Origin of the sequence: Pseudomonas sp. 8O, from assembly GCF_902506495.1 — a bacterium.
In the GTDB taxonomy this organism is placed as follows: domain Bacteria; phylum Pseudomonadota; class Gammaproteobacteria; order Pseudomonadales; family Pseudomonadaceae; genus Aquipseudomonas; species Aquipseudomonas chaetocerotis.
The window spans coordinates 108,001-126,725 of record NZ_LR733267.1 but is presented as its reverse complement, the minus strand read 5'-3'; the positions used below and the strand labels follow the sequence as shown (position 1 = coordinate 126,725).

The 18,725-nt window shown below is 62.3% G+C and carries 20 protein-coding genes; 18 read left to right on the top strand and 2 right to left on the bottom strand.

The annotated features are described in order from the left end of the window. Nucleotides 1-17: 17 nt before the first annotated feature. Genes GV002_RS21770 through murB form a run of 4 tightly spaced genes read left to right on the top strand, consistent with a single transcriptional unit; the run spans nucleotide 18 to nucleotide 2,448 of the window. Nucleotides 18-203 (top strand): Trm112 family protein, encoded by a 186-nt coding sequence (locus tag GV002_RS21770; protein ID WP_013714804.1) that lies wholly within the window; start codon nucleotides 18-20, stop codon nucleotides 201-203. Next, a complete protein-coding gene (gene kdsB, locus GV002_RS21765; protein WP_160020358.1) occupies nucleotides 204-968 on the top strand; it encodes a 3-deoxy-manno-octulosonate cytidylyltransferase in 765 nt (254 codons plus the stop codon). Next, on the top strand, nucleotides 968-1,432 hold the full coding sequence (locus GV002_RS21760) for a low molecular weight protein-tyrosine-phosphatase (protein ID WP_160020357.1): 465 nt from the start codon (nucleotides 968-970) through the stop codon (nucleotides 1,430-1,432). Before kdsB ends, GV002_RS21760 begins: the two co-directional genes overlap by 1 nt. Then, a complete protein-coding gene (murB, locus tag GV002_RS21755) occupies nucleotides 1,429-2,448 on the top strand; it encodes a UDP-N-acetylmuramate dehydrogenase (protein ID WP_160020356.1) in 1,020 nt (339 codons plus the stop codon). The genes GV002_RS21760 and murB overlap by 4 nt, the downstream gene beginning before the upstream one ends. Nucleotides 2,449-2,579: 131 nt before the next feature. On the opposite strand, the gene rne is transcribed toward murB, so the two are convergent. Beyond that, nucleotides 2,580-5,624, bottom strand: coding sequence for a ribonuclease E (gene rne / locus GV002_RS21750; protein WP_160020355.1), 3,045 nt, complete (start codon nucleotides 5,622-5,624; stop codon nucleotides 2,580-2,582). 579 nt (nucleotides 5,625-6,203) lie between these two features. Between rne and rluC the strand changes: the two genes are divergently transcribed. Genes rluC through sppA form a run of 3 tightly spaced genes read left to right on the top strand, consistent with a single transcriptional unit; the run spans nucleotide 6,204 to nucleotide 8,812 of the window. Then, nucleotides 6,204-7,157, top strand: a complete 954-nt coding sequence (gene rluC / locus GV002_RS21745; RefSeq protein ID WP_160020354.1) for a 23S rRNA pseudouridine(955/2504/2580) synthase RluC — start codon at nucleotides 6,204-6,206, stop codon at nucleotides 7,155-7,157. After that, complete coding sequence (locus GV002_RS21740) at nucleotides 7,150-7,845, top strand: HAD-IA family hydrolase (RefSeq protein ID WP_160020353.1); 696 nt, start codon at nucleotides 7,150-7,152, stop codon at nucleotides 7,843-7,845. Before rluC ends, GV002_RS21740 begins: the two co-directional genes overlap by 8 nt. Beyond that, entirely contained in the window at nucleotides 7,835-8,812 is a 978-nt protein-coding gene (gene sppA / locus GV002_RS21735; protein ID WP_160020352.1) for a signal peptide peptidase SppA, read from the top strand. Before GV002_RS21740 ends, sppA begins: the two co-directional genes overlap by 11 nt. Nucleotides 8,813-8,857: 45 nt before the next feature. Here sppA and GV002_RS21730 read toward each other — a convergent pair whose 3' ends face one another. Continuing rightward, nucleotides 8,858-9,439: a Maf family protein gene (locus tag GV002_RS21730; protein WP_160020351.1), complete on the bottom strand. Its 582-nt coding sequence runs from the start codon at nucleotides 9,437-9,439 to the stop codon at nucleotides 8,858-8,860. A 387-nt stretch (nucleotides 9,440-9,826) separates the two neighbouring features. Between GV002_RS21730 and GV002_RS21725 the strand changes: the two genes are divergently transcribed. From GV002_RS21725 to GV002_RS21675, 11 genes are all read left to right on the top strand, one after another. Further along, entirely contained in the window at nucleotides 9,827-10,354 is a 528-nt protein-coding gene (locus GV002_RS21725) for a YceD family protein (RefSeq protein ID WP_017677609.1), read from the top strand. 13 nt (nucleotides 10,355-10,367) lie between these two features. Next, the gene (gene rpmF, locus GV002_RS21720; protein ID WP_003245185.1) at nucleotides 10,368-10,550 is read left to right on the top strand and encodes a 50S ribosomal protein L32; all 183 of its coding nucleotides are present in this window, start codon (nucleotides 10,368-10,370) and stop codon (nucleotides 10,548-10,550) included. 3 nt (nucleotides 10,551-10,553) lie between these two features. Continuing rightward, nucleotides 10,554-11,564: a phosphate acyltransferase PlsX gene (gene plsX / locus GV002_RS21715; RefSeq protein ID WP_160020350.1), complete on the top strand. Its 1,011-nt coding sequence runs from the start codon at nucleotides 10,554-10,556 to the stop codon at nucleotides 11,562-11,564. A 127-nt stretch (nucleotides 11,565-11,691) separates the two neighbouring features. Further along, nucleotides 11,692-12,630: an ACP S-malonyltransferase gene (gene fabD / locus GV002_RS21710; protein WP_160020349.1), complete on the top strand. Its 939-nt coding sequence runs from the start codon at nucleotides 11,692-11,694 to the stop codon at nucleotides 12,628-12,630. Nucleotides 12,631-12,645: 15 nt separating this feature from the next. Beyond that, on the top strand, nucleotides 12,646-13,389 hold the full coding sequence (fabG, locus tag GV002_RS21705; protein ID WP_003245179.1) for a 3-oxoacyl-ACP reductase FabG: 744 nt from the start codon (nucleotides 12,646-12,648) through the stop codon (nucleotides 13,387-13,389). Between the two features lie 228 nt (nucleotides 13,390-13,617). Further along, nucleotides 13,618-13,854 (top strand): acyl carrier protein, encoded by a 237-nt coding sequence (gene acpP, locus GV002_RS21700; RefSeq protein WP_003245177.1) that lies wholly within the window; start codon nucleotides 13,618-13,620, stop codon nucleotides 13,852-13,854. Between the two features lie 111 nt (nucleotides 13,855-13,965). Continuing rightward, on the top strand, nucleotides 13,966-15,210 hold the full coding sequence (fabF, locus tag GV002_RS21695; RefSeq protein WP_160020348.1) for a beta-ketoacyl-ACP synthase II: 1,245 nt from the start codon (nucleotides 13,966-13,968) through the stop codon (nucleotides 15,208-15,210). Next, a complete protein-coding gene (gene pabC, locus GV002_RS21690; RefSeq protein WP_160020347.1) occupies nucleotides 15,210-16,025 on the top strand; it encodes an aminodeoxychorismate lyase in 816 nt (271 codons plus the stop codon). The genes fabF and pabC overlap by 1 nt, the downstream gene beginning before the upstream one ends. A gap of 3 nt (nucleotides 16,026-16,028) precedes the next feature. Continuing rightward, nucleotides 16,029-17,084, top strand: a complete 1,056-nt coding sequence (gene mltG, locus GV002_RS21685) for an endolytic transglycosylase MltG (RefSeq protein WP_160020346.1) — start codon at nucleotides 16,029-16,031, stop codon at nucleotides 17,082-17,084. A gap of 9 nt (nucleotides 17,085-17,093) precedes the next feature. Next, nucleotides 17,094-17,726, top strand: a complete 633-nt coding sequence (gene tmk / locus GV002_RS21680; protein ID WP_160020345.1) for a dTMP kinase — start codon at nucleotides 17,094-17,096, stop codon at nucleotides 17,724-17,726. After that, nucleotides 17,719-18,711: a DNA polymerase III subunit delta' gene (locus GV002_RS21675; RefSeq protein ID WP_160020344.1), complete on the top strand. Its 993-nt coding sequence runs from the start codon at nucleotides 17,719-17,721 to the stop codon at nucleotides 18,709-18,711. Before tmk ends, GV002_RS21675 begins: the two co-directional genes overlap by 8 nt. Nucleotides 18,712-18,725: the final 14 nt, after the last annotated feature.

Below are 18,725 nucleotides of genomic sequence, written 5' to 3'. Positions count from 1 at the left end.
CCATCAAGGACTGCGCCATGGACCTCAAACTGCTCGACATCCTCGCCTGCCCGATCTGCAAAGGCCCGCTGCAGCTCTCCGAAGACAAGACCGAACTGATCAGTAAGGGGGCCGGCGTGGCCTACCCGATTCGCGACGGCATTCCGGTGATGCTGGAAAGCGAAGCCCGCACCCTGAACACCGACGAGCGTCTGGACAAGTAAATGAGCGCAGCCTTCACCGTCGTCATCCCTGCCCGTTACGCCTCCACCCGCCTACCCGGCAAGCCGCTGCAGGACATCGCCGGTAAGCCCATGGTGCAGCACGTCTGGGAGCAGGCGAAGAAGAGCTCTGCCAATCGTGTGGTGGTCGCTACCGACGATGCACGCATCGTCGAAGCCTGCCAGGCCTTCGGCGCCGAGGTACTGCTGACCCGCGAGGATCACAATTCCGGCACCGACCGCCTGGCTGAAGTGGCCACCCAGCTTGGCCTGCCTGCCGATGCCATCGTGGTCAACGTGCAGGGCGATGAGCCGCTGATTCCGCCTGTGATCATCGATCAGGTGGCGGCCAACCTGGCGGCCAACCCGCAGGCCGGTATCGCCACCCTGGCTGAGCCCATCGAGGACGTCACCGCGTTGTTCAACCCCAATGTGGTCAAGGTGGTCGCGGACAAAAATGGCCTGGCCCTGACCTTCAGCCGGGCACCGCTGGCCTGGGCGCGCGATGCATTTGCCAGGAGTCGCGACGTGCTGCCGGCCGGCGTGCCATATCGACGCCATATCGGCATCTACGCCTACCGCGCCGGCTTCCTGCATGACTTCGTCGCCTGGGGCCCGTGCTGGCTGGAGGACACCGAGTGCCTGGAGCAACTGCGCGCGTTGTACAACGGCGTACGTATTCATGTCGCTGATGCCCTTGAAGCACCGGCGGCCGGCGTGGACACCGCCGAAGACCTGGAGCGGGTGCGCAACCTGCTGGGGGCCTGATGAAGGTTCTTTTTGTCTGTCTGGGCAACATCTGCCGTTCGCCCACGGCCGAGGGCGTTTTTCGCCACAAGCTGCGCGCGGCTGGTCTGGACCATCGGGTCCAGGTGGACTCCGCCGGAACCGGCGACTGGCATGTCGGCAAGGCGCCGGACAGTCGCACGCGTCAGGTAGCCCTGCGCCGTGGTTATGACCTGTCCGCGCAGCGTGCGCGTCAGGTCGAAGCTGCCGATTTCCAGCGTTTCGACCTGATCCTGGCCATGGACCAGAGCAACCTGCGCAACCTCGAGGCATTGCGCCCTGTCGATGCCCGTGCTGATCTGGATCTGTACTTGCGCCGCTACGAACTGGCGCTGGATGAGGTACCTGATCCTTACTACGGTGGCGAGGATGGCTTCGAACAGGTGCTGGACCTGATCGAACAGGCCAGTGACGCGTTGCTGATCGAGATCAAGGGGCGCCTGTGAGCCTGAATATGCAGAGCGACATGTCGCTCAAAGCCTTCAACAGCTTCGGTGTCGATGTGCATGCACGGCACTTCGCCGAAGCGCACGATGATGACGATGTACGCGAGGCGTTGAGCCTGGCGAGTCAGCATGGCTTGCAGCTGCTGGTGATCGGCGGTGGCAGCAATCTGCTGCTCACCCGTGATGTCGAGGCGTTGGTGCTGCGTATGGCCAGCCGTGGCATTCGCATCCTCGAGGACGACGGCGAGCAGGTGCTGGTGGAGGCCGAAGCCGGCGAGCCCTGGCATCCTTTCGTGCAGTGGAGCCTGGCGCAGGGACTGAACGGCCTGGAAAACCTGAGCCTGATTCCCGGTACCGTCGGCGCTGCGCCGATGCAGAACATCGGTGCCTACGGCGTGGAGATCAAGGATCTGTTCGCTGGCCTGACCGCGCTGGATAGGCAGACCGGCGAGCTGCGTGACTTCGCGCTTGATGAATGCGCCTTCGCTTACCGCGACAGCCTGTTCAAGCGCGAAGCTGGGCGCTGGCTGATCCTGCGCGTGCGCTTTCGTCTGAGCCGTCTGGCTTCGCTGCGTCTGGATTACGGTCCGGTGCGCCAACGTCTCGCTGAGATGGGCGTGGAAGCGCCCACCGCGAGCGACGTCAGCCGGGCAGTCTGCGCCATTCGCAGCGAAAAACTGCCGGATCCCGCCGAGCTGGGTAACGCCGGCAGCTTCTTCAAAAATCCGCTGGTGCCATTCGAATTGGCCGAGCGCATTCGCGACGAGCATGCCGATCTGGTCAGCTATCCGGCTGGCGCTGGTTTGGCCAAGCTGGCCGCGGGTTGGTTGATCGAGCGGGCAGGGTGGAAGGGCGTGCGTGAGGGTGATGCCGGTGTGCATCGTTTGCAGGCGCTGGTGCTGGTCAACTATGGCAACGCCACGGGGGCGCAACTGCTGCACCTGGCTCAGCGTATCCAGGGCGATATCCTGGAGAGGTTTGGGGTAGAGCTGGAAATCGAACCCAACGTGCTTTGAGGTGTGACCCGGATGAAATCCGGGGATTGCCACTCCCGGATTTCATCCGGGCTACGCGTTTGAAGTGACAGGGACACGTGCATGAAAAAAGGGGATGCCTAGGCATCCCCTTTTTGGTTACTGCAGAAGGATCAAGCCTGAGGCTTGATCTCCTCCTTGTCGGCTTGTGTTTCTTCTTCCGGCTGCGCTTGCTCTAAGGTCTCGCTCACGCTCTGCTCGCTGACGATCGAGGTGGCTTCGGCTTCGGCTGCGGCGACCGGCTCGACCGCAGGAGCGGTTTCGACGACGGCAGCTTCGTCCGGAGCGCTTGCTTCAGTGACCGGAGCGGCTTCGACTACCGGGGCAGCTTCTACAACCGGGGCTGCAGCGGCGGCCTGCGCAGCTTCGCGCGCCAGGCGCTCTGCTTCACGCTGACGACGACGCACTTCGCGCGGGTCGTTCGGCGCACGGCCGGTAGCGTTGGCCGGCACTGCGGCAGGGGTTTCGGCGACAGGGGCTTCTACGGCGGGCAGCGGCTCCTGTGCGGCTTCTGCAACTGGCTCAGCTTGAACGAGCGGCTCGGCAACTGGCGCTTCAACGACAGCAGGTGTTTCGACTACGGCCGGTTCTGCCTCAACTGCTTTCTCTGCGACCGGAGCGGTTTCGACCACTTCGCTCACTACAGCCTCGGCTTGCGCCTCGACGGGTTGAGCGGCTGGGGCGGCTTCAACCTGTGCCGCTGGAGCTTCAATGGCCGGAGCCTCGCTGGCCACGGTGTCGCTGCTGTCGACGCTTTCTGCAACCGCTGCGGCGGCAGTCGCTACTGCGACCGGGGTGACTGCCTGAGCTTCGTTACCGGCCGCTTCGCTGTTTTCGGCGCTTTCGATCAGGTTGCCATCGGCATCACGCTGACGTTCGCGACGATTGCTGCGACGACGTTGACCGCGGGAGCGGCGACGCGGGCGCTCGCCATCGTTGCTGTCCTGTTCGTCGTCCTGCATCTGCTCTTCGTTCGGCAGTGCTTCGTCCTGCAGGGCCTCGGTTTGCTCGGCACGCGGCTGACGCTCTTCACGCGGTTGACGCTGACGCTCCTGACGTTCACCACGCGGCGGGCGCTCGGCACGCTCTTCGCGTTGCTCGTTACCAGCATCGGCATCGAGTGGTTCACGCAGTTCACGTACACGCTCTTCACGCGGAGCACGTTCTTCGCGCGGCTTGCGCTCACGGCGATTTTCCTGTCCTTCGCGTGGCTCGCGCGGAGCGCGTTCTTCACGCGGGGCACGCTCTTCGCGAGGTTGGCGCTCTTCGCGCGGTTCACGGGCCGGACGCTCTTCACGTGGGGCGCGCTCTTCGCGAGGTTTGCGCTCTTCATCGCGGCGACCGCCACGGTTGCGGCTCTGTTGACGACCGTTGCGACGCTCTTCGCGTGGCGGACGCTCGTTGCTCTTCTTCTCGACTACTGCAGGCTGGGCTTCTTCTTCCTTGCCGGCGAAGAGGCTGACCAGGGACTTCACCAGGCCTTTGAACAGGCTGGGCTCAGGCGCCTTGGTCGGAGCCAGCGGTGCTTGCGGCTCGGCAGCGACCGGCGCACTGCTGCGCGGTGCAGCCTTGATCGCGGCCTCCTGGCGAACCAGGGTGCGCGTGGCGGCAGCCGGCTGAGCGGCAGTTTCTTCGGTTTCCGCAGTGGCGGCGATTTCGTAGCTGGTCTGACTGCTCAGGGCTTCCGGGCTGTCGTCACGCAGGCGTTGCACTTCGAAGTGCGGCGTTTCCAGGTGATCGTTCGGCAGGATCACGATGCGCGCACGGGTGCGCAGTTCGATCTTGGTGATCGAGTTGCGCTTTTCGTTGAGCAGGAAGGCGGCGACCGGGATTGGTACCTGGGCGCGGACTTCGGCGGTGCGATCCTTCAGTGCTTCTTCTTCGATCAAGCGCAGGATGGCCAGCGACAGGGATTCGACGTCGCGGATGATGCCCTGACCGTTGCAGCGCGGGCAGACGATGCCGCTGGTTTCACCCAGGGACGGACGCAGGCGCTGACGGGACATTTCCAGCAGACCGAAGCGCGAGATACGACCGACCTGAACGCGGGCGCGGTCGGCTTCCAGGGCTTCACGCACCTTCTCTTCGACAGCGCGCTGGTTCTTGGCCGGGGTCATGTCGATGAAGTCGATGACGATCAGACCGCCGATGTCACGCAGGCGCAACTGGCGGGCGATTTCTTCTGCCGCTTCCAGGTTGGTCTGCAGCGCGGTTTCCTCGATGTCGCTGCCTTTGGTAGCGCGCGCCGAGTTGATGTCGATGGATACCAGGGCTTCGGTCGGGTCGATGACGATGGAGCCACCAGACGGCAGCTTCACTTCACGCTGGAAGGCGGTTTCGATCTGGCTTTCGATCTGGAAGCGGTTGAACAGCGGCACGCTGTCTTCGTACAGCTTGATCTTGCTGGCGTACTGCGGCATCACCTGCTGGATGAAGGACAGGGCTTCTTCCTGGGCTTCGACGCTGTCGACCAGGACTTCGCCGATGTCCTGGCGCAGGTAGTCGCGGATGGCGCGGATGATGACGTTGGATTCCTGGTAGATCAGGAACGGGGCAGGGCGGCTGGTGGAGGCTTCCTTGATGGCGCTCCACAGTTGCAGCAGGTAATCGAGGTCCCACTGCATTTCTTCGCTGGAGCGACCCAGGCCGGCGGTGCGAACGATCAGGCCCATGTCGGCCGGAGCGTTGAGGCCATTCAGCGCCTCGCGCAGTTCGTTGCGTTCTTCGCCTTCGATGCGGCGGGAGATGCCGCCGGCGCGCGGGTTGTTCGGCATCAGCACCAGGTAACGACCGGCCAGGCTGATGAAGGTGGTCAGGGCTGCGCCCTTGTTGCCGCGTTCTTCCTTCTCGACCTGGACGATGACTTCCTGGCCTTCCTTGAGCACGTCCTTGATGTTGACGCGGCCGCCTTCAGGGGCTTTGGAGAAGTATTCGCGGGAAATTTCTTTGAGGGGGAGGAAACCGTGACGCTCTGAGCCGAAGTCGACGAAAGCGGCTTCGAGGCTGGGTTCAACGCGTGTGATACGGCCTTTGTAGATGTTGGCCTTTTTCTGTTCGCGGGCACCGGACTCGATGTCCAGATCGTAGAGTTTTTGGCCATCTACCAGGGCAACACGCAACTCTTCAGGCTGAGTCGCGTTAATTAGCATTCTTTTCATGTGGTACCAATGGGTTCCGGGGCTAGCGGAAGCCACGTCAGGCACACACGACTCTCAGGGTCGGTGTCAGGCGCGTCAGAAACGGTCGTAAATCGTTCCACTGTCTAGCGACGGTCAGCCATTATCAGGCCGCGGTCGCGACGGACGTCTCCTGCTTGCTGTTGTGACAGAAAGCACTCAGTCAGGAAGAGGAATCAACTGGCGGTAGCGGACGAGATGAGGCGTCTTTGATCAAGCGATATGCTACGCAGTCCGACAGTTGTACATCTCCACCCTACACTTATCGCTGAAAATCGGGTGCCGCGCGCGGATTCCGCAGCGGTTGTCAGTTACCGCGACCGCCCGGTGGGCGAATCGCGCATCATACTCAAGGCTTTATTTCCGAAGTCTTCGTGGCCTTTAGCGGCCTTTCTAACCTGAAGAATCCGTCGGACGGCCTCACGTCCAAATACGTTTGCGCGGGCAGGGGATGGCAAGTTTGGCATTCATCCGCAAGCCAGGCCGCTTTTGGCGGCGTTCGCGACTATAGCAGCAATGATTAAGTGCTTCAATTCCATAAAAAATTGTTATGATTGCGCGATGACTACTCCTGCCTCTCCAACCTCCGGCGTTCAGCTGATCGAGGTTGCACCGGAACTCGCCGGCCAACGCATCGACAACTTCCTCAGGACACAGCTCAAGGGCGTGCCCAAGACCCTCATTTACCGCATTCTGCGCAAGGGCGAAGTGCGGGTTAACAAGGGGCGGATCAAGCCCGAGTACAAGCTCCAGGCGGGTGACGTGGTGCGCGTGCCGCCGCTGCGTCTGGCCGAGCGCGATGAGCCCGAGCCGCTGGCGCAGGGGCTGCTGCAGCGCCTCGAAGCCGCCATCGTTTATGAGGACAAGGCGCTGATCGTGCTGAACAAGCCGGCCGGTATCGCCGTGCATGGTGGCAGCGGCTTGAATTACGGTGTGATCGAGGCGTTTCGCCAGTTGCGTCCCGATGCCAAGGATCTGGAACTGGTGCACCGCCTCGATCGCGATACCTCCGGCCTGCTGATGATCGCCAAGAAGCGCAGCATGCTGCGCCACCTGCACGAAGCGCTGCGCGGCGATGGCGTAGACAAGCGCTATATGGCGTTGGTGCGTGGTCACTGGGCGACCGCCAAGAAGCAGATCGCCGCGCCGCTGCTGAAAAGCAACCTGCGCTCCGGCGAGCGTATGGTCGAGGTGAATCCCGAAGGCAAGGAGGCGCTCACGGTATTTCGCGTGCTGCGCCGTTTCGGTGAGTTCGCCACGTTGGTCGAAGCCAGGCCGATTACTGGTCGTACCCATCAGATTCGAGTGCACGCCCAATATGCGGGTCATGGTATCGCCGGCGACAGCAAATACGGCGACGACGACTTCTCCCGGGAGATTCGCGAGCTGGGCGGTAAACGCCTGTTCCTGCATGCCTATGAGTTGCACGTGCCGCTGCCCGATGGTGGCGTGCTGAAGCTCGAGGCGCCGGTGGATGAGGTGTGGGCCAAGACCCTGGAGCGTCTGAGTGCCTGATTATCAGCTACTGATTTTCGATTGGGACGGCACGCTGGTGGATTCCATCGGCCGTATCGTCGAGGCCATGCACCGTGCTGCCGATGTGGCGGGCGTGCCGCGCTGCACCGATGTCGCGGTACGCGGCATCATTGGTCTGGAGCTGGGTGTGGCGATTCGCACGCTTTACCCGGAACTCGATGAGCCGCTGCGAATCGAAACCATCCGGCGCGCCTACAGCGAGCAGTATCTGGCGCTGGAAACCGAGCCGTCGCCACTGTTCGAAGGCGTGCGCGAGTCGCTCGAAGTCTTTCGTGATCAGGGTTATCGTCTTGCCGTGGCCACTGGCAAGGGGCGCAAGGGGTTGCATCGAGTGCTGGCTGACAAGGGTTGGCTGGATTACTTCGATATAACCCGTTGCGCTGACGAGACGGCGAGCAAGCCCGATCCGCTGATGCTGCATGAGATTCTTGCGCATTGCCGGGTGCAGCCCGAGCGTGCGCTGATGGTGGGGGATTCGACCTTCGACCTGCTGATGGCGCGCAATGCCGGGATGGATGCCGTGGCGGTAGGTTTCGGTGCGCAGCCGTTGTCGGTGCTGCGCGAGTGCTCGCCGCGTTTGGCGATCAATGAATTCAATGAGCTGCGTGCATGGCTGGAAGGCCGTCATGCGCAGCGTCCTGCAGAGGTGAGTGAGCATGTCGGATGAGTGGAAGTCATCGTCTTCGTCGGGCGAGGATGCCAAGAGTTGGAAGTTGCTGGAAAAGGCACTGCTTTCCAGTGTTCAGGAGCAGCGTCGTTCGCGTCGCTGGGGCATCTTTTTCAAGCTGCTGACCTTTATCTATCTGTTCGGTGCGCTGGCGCTGGTGCTGCCTGCGCTTGATCTGAAAAAAGCCTCGACCACCGAGGCGCATGCCGCGCTGATCGAAATTCGCGGCATGATCGCTGATCGTGAGGAAGCCAGTGCTGACAAGGTGGTGGGCAGCCTGCGCGCCGCCTTCGAGGACACCAATACCAAAGGTGTGATCCTGCGCATCAACAGTCCGGGCGGCAGTCCGGTGCAGTCCGGCTACATCTATGATGAGATCCGCCGTTTGCGCGGCGAGTATCCGCAGACCAAGGTCTATGCGGTGATCAGTGATCTGGGTGCCTCCGGTGCCTACTACATCGCCAGTGCGGCCGATGAGATCTATGCCGACAAGGCCAGTCTGGTTGGCTCCATTGGTGTCACGGCGGCCAGTTTCGGCTTTGTTGAAACCATGCAGAAGCTTGGCGTGGAGCGTCGCGTCTACACCTCCGGTGAGCACAAGGCATTCCTTGATCCGTTCCAGCCGCAGAAGGAAGAGGAAACCCGCTTCTGGAAAGGGGTGTTGGACACGACTCATCGCCAATTCATCGAAAGCGTGAAGCAAGGGCGCGGTGAGCGTCTCAAGGCTGACGAGCATCCTGAGTTGTTCTCGGGATTGGTCTGGTCGGGTGAGCAGGCGCTGCAGTTGGGGTTGGTCGATGCGCTGGGCAGTGCCAGCTATGTCGCGCGTGAGGTGATTGGCCAGAAAGAGATGGTCGACTTCACTCAGCGTGATACGCCATTCGATCGCTTCGCCAAGCGCCTGGGTACCAGTGTGGCGGATCGCATCGCGTTGTGGATGGGCTTTCAGGGGCCGACGCTGCGCTGATGTATGTGGAGAAGGCCCGCGTAGCGGGCCTTCTTCGTTGATGGCTCAAGGAATCTCGACACCTTCGTTCAGTAGCATGTCCGCCAGGCGAATCAGCGGCAGGCCGATCAGGCTGGTGGCGTCTTCGCCTTCGGTGCTGCGAAACAGGCTGATGCCCAGGCCTTCCGATTTGAAGCTGCCGGCGCAGTCGAATGGTTGCTCGCGTTGCAGATAGCGCAAGATTTGCTCGTCGCTAAGTTGGCGGAAGTGCACGGTGAAAGGCACGCAGTCCACCTGGCACCTGCCGCTGCTGGTGTTGAGCAGCGCCAGGCCGGTGAGGAAGGTGACGCTGCTGCCGCTGGCGGCGCGCAGCTGCTGCTGGGCTCTCGGCAGATCGTGGGGTTTGCCGAGTATTTGTCCATCGCCGAGTACGGCGACCTGGTCCGAGCCGATGATCAGATGCTCAGAATGGTTGGCGGCGAGGGCGCGGGCCTTTTCTTCGGCCAGGCGCTTGACCAGGTCGATGGCTGCTTCACCGGGCAGGCGGGTTTCGTCGATGCTCGGCGATTGCCAGGCAAAGGGCAGTTGCAGGCGGTCGAGCAGCTCGCGACGGTAGGGTGAGCTGGAGGCGAGCAGCAGCGCGGGCATGTTCTCTTCCTTTATATAGGCGGGTGGGAAATTCTACTGATTGCCGCTACTTGTGGGCGCCTCTAAAAACGTAGGCGACGACTGTAAGGATGCAGGAGGTAGAGCGAAGCAGGAAGCCCGAGCCGAGGCAGTCAGCGCAATACCGATGGCGGCCCCACAAAAGCAGGCGAAAAACGACCGGGGTCGCGCCCGACTTTACGCGCTGTAAATGAGCACTTGATTCGCTTCGCTCACCCCTTTGGGGCCGCGCTAAAGCGCGTTCAGCCTTCGGCTGTGAGTCTGTTTTTAACGCCGCGATGGCAACGCAGGTGGTTTTTAGAGGTGCCCCTGAAGACAGGCTGAATTTCCTTTGACATGGGCGGGGTGCATCCCTAGAATGCTGCGCCTATGTTGAATGGGCCGATTCCACCTCACGTTGATCCGCGCAAGCTCGCCGACCGCGAAGCTACCCTAGAGGGGCAGCTCGAACTGGCCAGCCTGCCGCGTCTCTGTGACCCGCTTTCCGATACGGTTGGCGCGGTGCAGGCGAAGTTTCATTTCGCCCGTGACGAGCAGAAAACTGTGGTTATCCGCAGTGAGCTCGAGGTTGAGGTCAAAATGGTCTGCCAGCGTTGTCTGGAGCTGGTCGCGCTACCCATCCGCAGCGAATGTGAATACGCAGTGGTTCGGGTTGGAGCGAACACTCAGTCCTTGCCTAAGGGCTACGACGTGCTGGAAGTGGGCGAAGAGCCGCTGGAACTGCTTGGTCTGGTCGAGGAAGAGTTGCTTCTCGCCTTGCCCATCGTTCCTGCTCATGCCCCAGGTGATTGCCAGCAGCCGGACGGTCTCGATGAGCCCGAGCCAGGCGAGGACGAGGTATCGCGGTCCAACCCGTTCAGTGTATTGGCGCAGTTAAAGCGTGACCCAAACGTTTAGGAGTTAATGAATTATGGCTGTTCAGCAGAACAAAAAATCCCGTTCCGCCCGCGACATGCGTCGTTCGCACGACGCCCTCGAGGCCAGCACCCTGTCCGTAGAGAAGAGCACCGGTGAAGTTCACCTGCGCCACCACGTTTCTCCGGAAGGCGTGTACCGCGGTCGTAAAGTGATCGACAAGGGCGCTGACGAGTAATCCTTGTCTGTCTCGATCATCGCGATTGATGCAATGGGTGGGGACTTCGGTCCCCACTGCATTGTTCCGGCCTGCATTTCTGCGTTGGCCGAATTCCCCTCGCTGCACCTGACCGTCGTTGGTCAAGCTCCCCTCATCGAAGAACAGCTCGCTCGCCAGTCCGGCGTGGATCGCTCGCGCCTGCAGGTTCATCACGCCAGCGAAGTGATCGCCATGGACGAACGTCCGGCCCAGGCTCTGCGTGGCAAGCCCGACGCCTCGATGCGCGTGGCGCTGGAGTTGGTGCGGCAGCATAAGGCGCATGCCTGCGTCAGTGCTGGCAATACCGGTGCGTTGATGGCGCTGTCGCGTTATGTGCTCAAGACGCTGCCGGGTATCGACCGGCCAGCGATGGTCAGCCCGATTCCCACTGAGCGCGGTCACTGCTACCTGCTGGATCTGGGTGCCAATGTCGATTGCAGCGCCGAGCATCTCTATCAGTTCGCGATCATGGGTGCCGTGGCGGCAGAGACGCTGGGCGTGTCCCGGCCGCGGGTTGCCTTGCTCAATGTCGGTACCGAAGACATCAAGGGTAATCAGCAGGTCAAGCTGGCGGCCAATATGCTGCAGCAGGCGCATGGACTGAACTTCATCGGCTACATAGAGGGCGACGGCATGTATCGCGGCGAAGCCGATGTCGTGGTGTGCGACGGTTTCGTTGGCAATATCCTGCTCAAATCCAGCGAAGGCCTGGCCAGGATGATCACCGGGCGGGTCGAGACGCTGTTCAGCGAGGGGTTGTTCGCCCAGGCGATTGGTGCCCTGGCGATGCCGCTGCTGCGCCGCCTCAAGGCTGATCTGGCGCCAGCCAGGCACAATGGTGCGAGCTTTCTCGGTCTGCAGGGCATCGTGGTCAAGAGCCACGGTGCTGCAGGCCAGGAAAGCTTTCAGAGCGCCATTCGCTGTGCGCTGCGCGAGGTGCGGGAAAATTTGCCGCAGCGACTGCATGGTCGCCTCGAGGACTTGTTGCTGTAAACTCGTCATGTTTTTCGGGGCGTGACTGGCGGCCTGATGTGACCGCGGCACGCAGCCTGTCATCCAACTGTCAGTTTGCTGCGCCAGGCTCGCCTGGCGTTGGTTTTTCGACTCAAGGGACTTATTCATGTCTGCATCCCTCGCATTCGTCTTCCCCGGCCAAGGCTCGCAAGCCCTGGCCATGCTTGCCGACCACGGCGCCCAGCAGAAGCTGGTGCTCGATACTTTCGGCGAGGCGTCCGAAGCGCTCGGCTACGACCTCTGGGCACTGACCCAGCAAGGTCCGGAAGAGCAACTGAACCAGACCGACAAGACCCAGCCGGCCATCCTCACTGCTTCCATCGCCCTGTGGCGTCTGTGGCAGGCCGATGGCGGTGCCAAGCCGGCTTTCGTTGCCGGTCATAGCCTGGGTGAATACTCCGCGCTGGTCGCCGCAGGCAGCATCGCCTTTGCCGATGCGGTGAAGCTGGTAGAGCGTCGTGGTCAGCTGATGCAACAGGCCGTGCCGGCCGGGCAGGGCGGCATGGCCGCCATCCTCGGTCTGGAAGACGCCGACGTACTGGCCGCCTGTGCCGAAGCCGCGCAGGGCGATGTAGTCAGCGCGGTCAACTTCAACGCCCCTGGCCAGGTGGTTATCGCCGGCAGCGCGGCTGCCGTCGAGCGTGCCATCGAGGCGTGCAAGGCTCGTGGTGCCAAGCGCGCCATGGCGCTGCCGGTCAGTGTGCCGTCGCACTGCGCCCTGATGAAGCCGGCCGCCGAGCGTTTCGCCGAGTCGGTCGAGGCGCTGAACTGGCAGGCGCCGCAGATCCCGCTGGTGCAGAACGTCAGTGCCGCCGTGGTGTCCGATCTGGCCACTCTCAAGGCTGATCTGCTGGCGCAGCTCTACAGCCCGGTACGCTGGGTCGAGTCGATGGTGCGGCTGTCAGAGCAGGGTGTGACCGATCTGGTCGAGTGCGGTCCTGGCAAGGTGCTGGGCGGCCTGAACAAGCGCTGTGTCAAAGGCATCAACACTTACAATCTGGATACCCCCGAAGCTTTCGCCGCCGCTCGCGCTGCGTTGGCTTGAGAAAGGAGAACGAATATGAGTCTGCAAGGTAAGGTCGCGCTGGTCACCGGCGCCAGCCGTGGCATCGGTCAGGCAATCGCCCTGGAACTGGGTCGTCAGGGTGCCATCGTCATCGGCACTGCCACCAGCGCCTCGGGTGCCGAGCGCATCGCTGAAACCCTCAAGGCCAATGGCGTCGAAGGCGCCGGCCTGGTGCTCGACGTAAGCAATGACGAATCGGTTGCCACCACCCTTGAACATATTCAGCAACATCTTGGTCAGCCGCTGATCCTGGTCAACAACGCCGGCATCACCCGCGATAACCTGATGCTGCGGATGAAGGACGACGAATGGCATGATGTCATCAATACCAACCTGAACAGCCTCTACCGTCTGTCCAAGGCTGTGCTGCGTGGCATGACCAAGGCGCGTTTCGGGCGCATCATCAACATCGGCTCCGTGGTCGGTGCGATGGGCAATGCCGGTCAGGTCAACTACGCTGCAGCCAAGGCTGGTCTGGAAGGTTTCAGCCGCGCGCTGGCGCGTGAGGTTGGTTCGCGTGGTATCACGGTCAACTCGGTGGCTCCAGGTTTCATCGACACCGATATGACCCGTGAGCTGCCGGAAGGCCAGCGCGACGCGCTGCTGACGCAGATTCCGCTGGGCCGTTTGGGGCAGGCCGAAGAGATCGCCAAGGTGGTCGGTTTCCTGGCTTCTGATGGCGCAGGATACGTCACTGGGGCTACTATCCCGGTGAATGGCGGTATGTACATGAGCTAAAAAGGGCGCCTCCGAATGTCCGGAGGCTCTCGAATGTGACGCGAGCCATCAGAAAACTGTCATAGTCGCTGTCTAAAATCCGTTATAAAGCTGCAACAGGTTTATAGACAGATCGTTGAAGTGTTCCTGGGGGCTCCCCGGCATTCAGCTTGAAATGCTAAAAACCCTTTCTATACACTTGGCCGCTACCAGCTGCCTGGATTTGTCCAATAGGAGTGAAAACAAGGTATGAGCACCATCGAAGAACGCGTCAAGAAAATCGTTGCTGAGCAACTTGGCGTCAAGGAAGAGGAAGTAACCAACAGCGCTTCCTTCGTTGAAGACCTGGGTGCCGACTCTCTTGACACCGTTGAGCTGGTGATGGCTCTCGAGGAAGAATTCGAGACCGAGATCCCGGACGAGCAAGCTGAGAAAATCACCACCGTTCAAGAAGCTATCGACTACGTGACTGCCCACGCGCAATAAGTCACAGTCAGCTTTCTGATCGAGAAAAGCCGCACTGCCCTAATCAGGCGTGCGGTTTTTCTTTACGTGCAAGGCGCATGTGGCGCCTGAGTAGAACAAGAGGAGATTGCTGTGTCGCGTAGACGCGTCGTGGTTACCGGTATGGGCATGCTGTCGCCGCTGGGTAACGATGTGCCGAGCAGCTGGCAGGGCATTTTGGCCGGGCGCAGTGGCATCGGTCTGATCGAGCACATGGACCTGTCGGCCTACTCCACCCGTTTTGGCGGGTCGCTAAAGGGCTTCAACGTCGAGGAATATCTCTCCGCCAAGGAGGCGCGCAAGCTCGACCTATTCATCCAGTACGGTCTCGCTGCCTGCTTTCAGGCCGTGCGTGATTCCGGCCTGGACATCACTGACGCCAATCGTGAGCGTATCGGTGTGGCCATGGGCTCCGGCATCGGCGGCCTGACCAACATCGAGAACAACTGCAAATCGTTGCACGAGCAGGGGCCGCGGCGCATTTCGCCGTTCTTCGTGCCGGGCTCGATCATCAACATGATTTCCGGTTTCCTGTCGATCCACCTGGGTCTGCAGGGGCCTAACTACGCCATCGCCACGGCGTGTACCACCGGTACTCACTGCATCGGCATGGCTGCACGCAACATCGCCTATGGCGAAGCTGACGTGATGGTCGCCGGTGGCGCCGAGATGGCGGCCTGCGGCCTGGGCATGGGCGGCTTCGGTGCGGCGCGCGCGCTGTCGACGCGCAACGACGAGCCGACCAAGGCCAGCCGTCCGTGGGACAAGGGCCGTGATGGCTTCGTCCTGTCCGACGGCTCCGGTGCCCTGGTGCTGGAAGAGCTGGAACACGCCAAGGCACGTGGCGCCACCATCTACGCTGAGCTGATCGGCTTTGGTATGAGCGGCGACGCCTTCCACATGACCTCGCCACCCGAAGATGGCGCGGGTGCGGCGCGCTGCATGGCGGCTGCCTTGCGTGATGCCGGTATCAATGCCGATCAGGTGCAGTACATCAACGCCCATGGCACCTCGACCATGGCGGGCGATCTCGCCGAGGCGGCTGCGGTGAAGAGCGTGTTCGGCGATCATGCCTACAAGCTGTCGGTCAGCTCGACCAAGTCGATGACCGGTCACCTGCTCGGTGCAGCGGGTGCGGTGGAGGCGATCTTCAGCATCCTGGCGATCCGTGATCAGGTGGCACCGCCCACCATCAACCTGGATGAGCCCGACGAAGGTTGCGACCTGGACTTCGTGCCGCACCAGGCCAAGGCCATGCCGATCGAAATCGCTCTGTCGAACTCCTTCGGCTTCGGCGGCACCAACGGCTCGCTGCTGTTCCGTCGGTTCAACGGCTGATGCTGAGCTGGGTCAACGGCGCGCCCGGCGAGCAGTTGTCGGTTCGCGACCGTGGCCTGGCTTACGGCGATGGTCTGTTCGAGACCATCGCCGTTCGTGGCGGACGCATCCCGCTACTGGCGCGGCATATGACGCGCCTGGCCGATGGCTGCCAGCGCCTGTCCATTCCCCACGATCCGGTACTGATGGCAAGCGAGTTACAGGCGTTCGCCGAGCAGTTGGGCGAAGGCGTGGCCAAGTTGATCGTCACCCGTGGCGAAGGTCAGCGCGGCTACGCGCCGCCGCAACCTTGCCAGCCGCTGCGCATCCTGCAGGCGGCGCCGTTGCCGCAGTACCCCGCTGTCCATGCCGAGCAGGGCGTTCGTCTCTTTCCTTGTGTGACGCGTCTGGCCGAGCAGCCCTTGCTGGCTGGACTCAAGCACCTCAACCGCCTGGAACAGGTACTGGCGCGCGCCGAATGGCAGGACGCCGAGCATGCCGAAGGCCTGATGCGCGATAGCAGTGGCCGGGTCATCGAGGGCGTGTACAGCAACCTGTTCCTGGTCATCGACGGCGGGCTGGTGACGGCCGATCTGTCGCGCTGTGGCGTGGCCGGCGTGATGCGTGCGGAGATCCTGCAGCAGGCGCAGTTGCTCGGGCAGTCTGTCGAGTTACGCGATGTTTCCTTCGACGAACTGCTGGATGCCGATGAAGTCTTTCTCTGCAACAGCCTTTACGGCATCTGGCCTGTACGGGCGTTGCAAGAGCGACACTGGTCGGTCGGGCCGCTCACCCGTAAACTGCAGGCCATCGTCTGCGACCTACTGAGTAAATAACTGGTGCTACGCAAGATCTTGGTGCTGCTTGAGTGCGGCGTGCTACTGGCTGCGCTGCTAGTCGTGGGTGCTGCCTGGCAGCAGCAGAGAGCGCTGGAGCAGCCTCTGCATCTGACTGAGGAAAGACTCCTGGAGGTGCCCTCCGGTGCCACGCCGAGCGGTCTGCTCAATCGCCTGGAGGCGGAGGGCGTGATCGACAACGCCTTCTGGCTGCGTCTGTACTGGCGCTTCAACCTGCGCGCTCCGGCCATGCACAGCGGCGAATACCGCCTGCTGCCGCAGCAAACTGCGCGAGACATGCTCGGCCTGTGGCAGCGCGGTGAGGTGGTGCAGTACAGCCTGACCCTGGTCGAGGGCTGGAACTTCCGCCAGGTGCGCGCCGCCCTGGGCCGTGAGGAGCGCCTGGAACAGCGTCTGGCCGATCTCACCGATGCCCAGTTGATGGAGCGCCTGGGCCTGGCTGGGCAGAACCCGGAAGGGCGTTTCTTCCCCGATACCTATCGCTACGTAAGCGGCATGAGCGACGAGGACCTGCTCAAGCAGGCCAACGTTCGTCTTGAGAGCGTATTGGCCGAGGAGTGGCAGAAACGCGCCGAAGGTTTGCCTTATCGTGAGCCCTACGATGCGCTGATCATGGCCTCGATGATCGAGAAGGAAACCGGTGTACCCGAAGAGCGTGGCGAGATCGCTGGCGTGTTCGTCCGTCGTCTGCGTATCGGCATGCGCCTGCAGACCGACCCCACTGTCATCTACGGCATGGGCGAACGCTACAACGGCCGCATCACACGCGCCGACCTGCGTACGTCAACGCCTTACAACACCTACACCATCGACGGCATGCCGCCGACGCCGATCGCCATGGTCGGTCGTGAGGCGATTCACGCGGCGCTCAATCCGCTCGATGGCACCACCCTGTATTTTGTCGCGCGAGGCGACGGCAGCCACGTGTTCTCCAACACCCTGGCCGAGCACAACCGCGCGGTGCGCGAATACCAGCTCAAACGTCGCGCCGACTACCGCTCCAGCCCCGCGCCACGCGCGGCGGCCGAAACCGAATAAGGGCAATCCGTGACCGGTCTGTTTATTACCCTGGAAGGCCCGGAAGGCGCCGGCAAAAGCACCAATCGCGAGTATCTGGCAGAGCGCCTGCGCGAGCAGGGCATCGATGTGCTGCTGACCCGCGAGCCCGGCGGTACGCCGCTGGCCGAGCGTATCCGTGAATTGCTGCTCGATCCGAGCGAGGAGCCGATGGCTGCCGATGCCGAGTTGCTGCTGGTATTCGCTGCCCGTGCCCAGCACCTGCAGCAGGTCATTCGTCCGGCTCTGGCCAGGGGCAGCGTCGTGCTGTGCGACCGTTTCACCGATGCCACCTACGCCTACCAGGGCGGTGGTCGCGGTCTTTCCATCGAGCGCATCGCGCAGCTGGAGCAGTTCGTTCAGGGCGAGTTGCGCCCGGATCTGACCTTGATCTTCGATCTGCCCATCGAGATCGGCCTGGCTCGCGCAGCGGCTCGTGGTCGTCTGGATCGTTTCGAGCAGGAAGGCCGTGGCTTCTTCGAGGCCGTGCGCCAGGCCTATCTGCAGCGCGCCGAGCAGGCGCCGCAACGCTATCGCGTGCTGGACGCCGGGCAGACCCTGGCCCAGGTGCAGGCCGATATCGATGCCTTGCTGCCGAGCCTGCTGGAGGCTTGCCGTGGCTGATGTCTATCCCTGGCAACAATCGCTCTGGCAGCAACTGGCCGGGCGCAGCCAGCATGCCCATGCTTACCTGCTGCATGGCCCGGCCGGCATCGGCAAGCGTGCGCTGGCCGAGCGCCTGATGGCGCGACTGCTGTGCCAGAGGCCGAATGGGTTGGATGCCTGTGGCAACTGCAAATCCTGTCACCTGTTGGCTGCTGGTACTCATCCGGATAACTACGTGCTGGAGCCCGAAGAAGCGGACAAGCCGATCAAGGTCGATCAGGTCCGTGAGCTGGTCGACTTCGTGGTTCAGACCGCTCAGCTCGGTGGGCGCAAGGTGGTGCTGCTGGAGCCGGCCGAGGCAATGAACCTCAATGCCGCCAACGCGCTGCTCAAGAGCCTGGAAGAGCCCTCCGGCAATACCGTGCTGCTGCTCATCAGTCACCAGCCCAGTCGTCTGCTGCCAACCATCAAGAGTCGCTGCGTACAGCAGGGCTGTCCATTGCCGAGCGAGGCGATGAGCCTGGCCTGGCTGGCCCAGGCACTGCCTGAGCTGGGTGACGATGAGCGCACTGATTTGCTGACCCTGGCAGCGGGTTCGCCACTGGAGGCTGCGCGCTTGCAGGCACAGGGCGTGCGCGAGCAGCGTGCCCTGGCCGTGGAAGGTGTGAAGAAACTGCTCAAGCAGCAGGTCTCCCCGAGCCAACTGGCGGAAAGCTGGAATTCACTGCCGCTGAATCTGCTGTTCGACTGGTTTTGCGACTGGGCGCAACTGATGTTGCGCTACCAACTGACCAGGGACGAGGCAGGCCTGGGCCAGGCCGATATGCGCAAGGTGGTGCAGTACCTGGCGGACAAGAGCGCGCAGGCCAAGGTGTTGGCGATTCAGGAATGGCTGCTCGCGCAAAGGCAGAAGGTGATGGGCAAAGCCAATCTCAATCGTGTGCTGCTATTGGAAGCCCTGCTGGTGCAGTGGGCCGCCTTGCCAGGGCAGGATCGCGGCTGACCAGCGCGAGAGCC

Excerpts from the sequence above, each read along its gene's own strand:
- fabG (WP_003245179.1), top strand. The coding sequence starts at position 12,646 with ATGAGTCTGCAAGGTAAGGTCGCGCTGGTCACCGGCGCCAGCCGTGGC.
- GV002_RS21730 (WP_160020351.1), bottom strand. The coding sequence starts at position 9,439 with ATGCCCGCGCTGCTGCTCGCCTCCAGCTCACCCTACCGTCGCGAGCTG.
- kdsB (WP_160020358.1), top strand. The coding sequence starts at position 204 with ATGAGCGCAGCCTTCACCGTCGTCATCCCTGCCCGTTACGCCTCCACC.
- rluC (WP_160020354.1), top strand. The coding sequence starts at position 6,204 with ATGACTACTCCTGCCTCTCCAACCTCCGGCGTTCAGCTGATCGAGGTT.
- acpP (WP_003245177.1), top strand. The coding sequence starts at position 13,618 with ATGAGCACCATCGAAGAACGCGTCAAGAAAATCGTTGCTGAGCAACTT.
- fabD (WP_160020349.1), top strand. The coding sequence starts at position 11,692 with ATGTCTGCATCCCTCGCATTCGTCTTCCCCGGCCAAGGCTCGCAAGCC.
- GV002_RS21770 (WP_013714804.1), top strand. The coding sequence starts at position 18 with ATGGACCTCAAACTGCTCGACATCCTCGCCTGCCCGATCTGCAAAGGC.
- GV002_RS21760 (WP_160020357.1), top strand. The coding sequence starts at position 968 with ATGAAGGTTCTTTTTGTCTGTCTGGGCAACATCTGCCGTTCGCCCACG.
- rpmF (WP_003245185.1), top strand. The coding sequence starts at position 10,368 with ATGGCTGTTCAGCAGAACAAAAAATCCCGTTCCGCCCGCGACATGCGT.
- pabC (WP_160020347.1), top strand. The coding sequence starts at position 15,210 with ATGCTGAGCTGGGTCAACGGCGCGCCCGGCGAGCAGTTGTCGGTTCGC.
- sppA (WP_160020352.1), top strand. The coding sequence starts at position 7,835 with ATGTCGGATGAGTGGAAGTCATCGTCTTCGTCGGGCGAGGATGCCAAG.
- rne (WP_160020355.1), bottom strand. The coding sequence starts at position 5,624 with ATGAAAAGAATGCTAATTAACGCGACTCAGCCTGAAGAGTTGCGTGTT.
- GV002_RS21725 (WP_017677609.1), top strand. The coding sequence starts at position 9,827 with ATGTTGAATGGGCCGATTCCACCTCACGTTGATCCGCGCAAGCTCGCC.